4 protein-coding genes are annotated in these 3,884 nt (G+C 43.1%); all 4 read left to right on the forward strand.

Going from position 1 to position 3,884, the window contains the following annotated elements; translation table 11 throughout:
* Window positions 1–42 precede the first annotated feature (42 nt).
* On the forward strand, window positions 43–795 hold the full coding sequence (locus IQ229_RS17010) for a winged helix-turn-helix domain-containing protein (protein WP_194045696.1): 753 nt from the start codon (window positions 43–45) through the stop codon (window positions 793–795).
* Between the two features lie 53 nt (window positions 796–848).
* Window positions 849–2,168, forward strand: a complete 1,320-nt coding sequence (locus tag IQ229_RS17015; protein WP_194045698.1) for a sensor histidine kinase — start codon at window positions 849–851, stop codon at window positions 2,166–2,168.
* A gap of 28 nt (window positions 2,169–2,196) precedes the next feature.
* On the forward strand, window positions 2,197–2,865 hold the full coding sequence (phoU, locus tag IQ229_RS17020) for a phosphate signaling complex protein PhoU (protein ID WP_194045700.1): 669 nt from the start codon (window positions 2,197–2,199) through the stop codon (window positions 2,863–2,865).
* A gap of 428 nt (window positions 2,866–3,293) precedes the next feature.
* Window positions 3,294–3,884: Crp/Fnr family transcriptional regulator (locus IQ229_RS17025; protein ID WP_194045702.1), on the forward strand; the 591-nt coding region annotated here is incomplete at its 3' end.

The following is a 3,884-nucleotide window of genomic DNA, read 5'->3' on the forward strand; positions in this document are numbered from 1 at the left end:
TCCTAATTGATACAAGCACAGTCGTAGACTTTTGTGATATCAATGTATACCAGTGAATCGACCAAATATTCTGCCAGAACGGACATTGGACAAACCAGCCGTATTCTAGTAGTAGAAGATGAAGAATTAATCCAGGAAATGCTAGCTGTAGCTCTGGAAGAAGAAGGTTACGGGGTGATAACTGCTCCCGATGGGCGGTCTGCTATAGAATATCTCAAAAGTTTTGAAACCAATTCAGGGGAACTTCCCTTCGATCTGGTCATTCTTGATTTGATGCTACCGCAAATCAATGGGCTAGATATTTGCCGTTTGCTGCGTCATCAAGGCAACCCAGTACCTATTTTAATGCTCAGTGCTAAGGGTAGTGAAACTGACCGTGTTTTGGGGTTAGAGGTGGGTGCAGATGACTACCTGACCAAACCCTTTAGTATGCGCGAGTTAGTAGCTCGTTGTCGCGCTTTACTCCGCCGCCAACGCCTAAGTAATTTACCACCAATACCAGTATTAAAATTTAAGGATGTCTCCTTAAATCCCCAAGAATGTCGCGTGCTAGTTCGCGGTCAAGAAGTGAGTCTTTCTCCCAAAGAGTTCCGCTTGCTGGAATTGTTTATGAGTTACACCCGCCGGGTATGGTCACGGGAACAATTGCTCGATCAGGTTTGGGGGCCGGATTTCGTGGGCGATAGTAAAACCGTAGACGTTCACATTCGCTGGTTGCGCGAAAAATTAGAGCAAGACCCCAGTCATCCCGAATATATTGTGACTGTAAGAGGTTTTGGCTATAGGTTTGGATAATTAGTTGGGATAGTTGTTAGTTTTTAGTAGTCACCAAGAAACTAACAACTCAAATGCTTTTATTGGGATTTTTTCTGGGTTTAGCGGTAGGCATTGGGTTTTGGGTTTGGCAACAGGTTCAACTTAACCGCTACCTGGGGCGCTTACTCCGACCGTTAACCTCGCATTCTTACAAGATGGGACTGTTGCTGATTCCTGGGTTGCGGCAAGAAATAGCGATGGTGAAACAGCAGCGACAAGATTTGCAGCAGTCGTTGCAAACTTATCAAGACCTGCTAGATTTTGCTCCAGTGGGATATTTGCAGGTGGATGAGGAAAATCAACTGCTGTGGTGCAATCGACAGGCGCAGGAAATTTCGTATCTGCAAAGGTGGCACCCAGAACAAGTGCGCTTGTTATTGGAGTTGGTCAGGTCTTATGAACTCGACCATTTAATTGAGCAAACTCGCGATCGCCAAAAACCACAAACGGGAGAATGGATATTTCATCCATCTTGTGATGATGCGGCAGAGATGGCAACAATCAAATCTCTGGCTTTGCGGGCTTCTAGCTTACCTTTACCCAATGGACAAGTAGGAGTATTTTTAGAAAATCGTCAACCCCTATTAGATATAAATCAAGTACGCGATCGCTATTTTTCCGATCTTGCACACGAACTCAGAACACCGCTAACTTCGATTCGCTTGGTTGTAGAAACTTTACAAAATCGCTTGGAACCGCCTTTAAATCGCTGGGTTAACCGCCTCATGCAAGAAGTTGATCGACTAATTAACTTAGTGCAAAGCTGGTTAGACCTTACCCAAATGGAAGCAAACCCAAATATGCAATTGCAAGCTAAAGCTGTAGAATTGCGATCGCTCATTACATCTGTTTGGGAAACACTAGAACCCTTGGCACAGCGCCAACATCTGTCTTTTTCTTATTCTGGGCCAGAAAATCTGTGGATTAAGGCAGATAAAGCCCGGATTTATCAGGTTTTTCTGAATTTGCTAGACAACAGCATCAAGTACAGTCCTCCTGGTACAAGCATTCATGTTGAAGCGAAAATCTTATCAACAAAGGATAACGATCCTGTTTCTTCAATCTTGGAAATAAATCTTATTGATTCTGGAGTCGGCTTTTCTGAAGCAGATTTACCCCACGTTTTTGAGCGATTTTATCGAGGAGATAAAGCGCGAACTCATTCCCCCCAAGATAGTAATTCTATAGGAGCGATCGTTGGCAATGGATTAGGATTAGCGATCGTTGAGCAAATTCTAATTGCCCACGGTGGTTCAATCAAAGCGATGAACCATCCAGAAACTGGTGGTGCGTGGATGCAACTCCAATTTCCCGAAGTTATGGCAAACTCCCTAAGCCAAGACTATAGTTAGTAATATCTTCACCTTTGAGACAACAAGTGTGAAAGCCGTCGATTATACTCCCAATCCTCAAAGACCACAACTCGCACGCGCCATTAGGCGCTTAGAACGGGATGTATTACGCATGGGTGCCTTGGTAGAACAATCATTTCGCCTCAGCCACCAAGCGTTATTTGCTCGTAACTTAACAGCAGCTGAGGAACTCCCCCGATTAGATAAAAAGATCGATCGCTTTTATCGTCAAATCGAATCAGACTGTACGGCGATTATGACGCTACAAGCGCCTACGGCTCCCGATTTGCGCTGCTTGAGTGCCTTTATGCAGCTGGTGCGAGATTTAGAGCGGATTGGCGATTATGCTGAGGATTTAGCTGAAATTGCAATTAAAATTTTTCCTTACGCGCCTCATACGTCAATGCCCGACATTGAAGCTATGTCTCTTCACGCGCAGGCGATGCTAGCAACTAGTTTAAAGGCTTTGGGGGATTTCGATGAAGCAAGTGGACGCCGTTTAAAACATCTGGATGATACTGTAGATGATGCCTACGATCGCGTTTATCAGACTTTAGCCCAACAACGAGATGTGTCTGGTGTAGTCGAGCCAATTATACTGCTAGCACTGGCAATTCGTTGTCTGGAACGTATGGCAGATCACGCTACGAATATCGGTCAAAGGGTAGCATATATTGTTACCGGTCAACGCTCCTAATTGATATGCTGCCCAAATCCCCGACTTCTACCCTTCAGGTATCTGCAAGAAGTCGGGGATCTAAATCCAGCGAGTTAGTAAGCGCCATTCCACCCTACCATCTTCATAATTATTTGCGCCGACATACTTACTTCGTCTTCAGAAAATACCAAATACTTAAAATAAGTTAATTCAATATTTTACTAAAAGCTTACCTATTCTTAAACTTACACAATTAAAGTAGCGGATAAACAACTAAAAATTTTGAGCCATCTCACTGATAGATACCTTAAGCAAAAGTTGTTACATCAGAAGATTTTTAGTTAGTCTCTAGCTCTGATTGAGAAGAATAGACTTTTCGATATATAGGTAAATTTTGATACAAATTATTAGAGTTTCTTAATCATTGTCAATAGCGAGATTCCCTGATAATTGTGTAATTACGGTTAATGATGTATTCCCCAAGTCCTACTTCAAATTCTTCTGCCGTGTCAAATAGCTGTGCTTTCAGCACACAATTACCCCAGCAGATATTTACCCGCCGGGAAGTAATTCCACCTCAAAATGACGTACTCTGGCGCATTGAATACGGTGCAGTTCGTACCTTAACATGGAGTGAAGATGGAACATTCATCACTCTCGGTTATTGGGGACTAGGGGATCTGATTGGCTATCCTTTGTCTAGAGTTAAGCCCTATCAGATTGAATGTCTCACGGGCGTGGAAGTAAGCATTGTGCCACCTCATTTGTGGCATCAGGATATTAATGCTTTGTTGTCTCATATTCAACAAGCAGAGGATCTACTAAGCATTGTGCATCGAAAACCAATTTCGCTACGCTTATGGCAGTTTTTAGTCTGGTTAAGTGAAAAATTTGGCCGTGACGTAGATAAGGGGAAGCTAATTGATTTAAATGTTACCCATCAAGATATTGCTGAAGTGTTAAATACTACGCGAGTAACAGTTACGCGGCTCTTACAGCAGTTAGAGGAAGAAGGAACAGTTTTACGTCACAGACGCCGCATTATTTTTCAATTACCT

The organism is Nostoc cf. edaphicum LEGE 07299 (genome assembly GCF_015207245.1).
In the GTDB taxonomy this organism is placed as follows: Bacteria; Cyanobacteriota; Cyanobacteriia; order Cyanobacteriales; family Nostocaceae; genus Nostoc; species Nostoc edaphicum_B.

Excerpts from the sequence above, each read along its gene's own strand:
- IQ229_RS17010 (WP_194045696.1), top strand. The coding sequence starts at position 43 with ATGTATACCAGTGAATCGACCAAATATTCTGCCAGAACGGACATTGGA.
- IQ229_RS17015 (WP_194045698.1), top strand. The coding sequence starts at position 849 with ATGCTTTTATTGGGATTTTTTCTGGGTTTAGCGGTAGGCATTGGGTTT.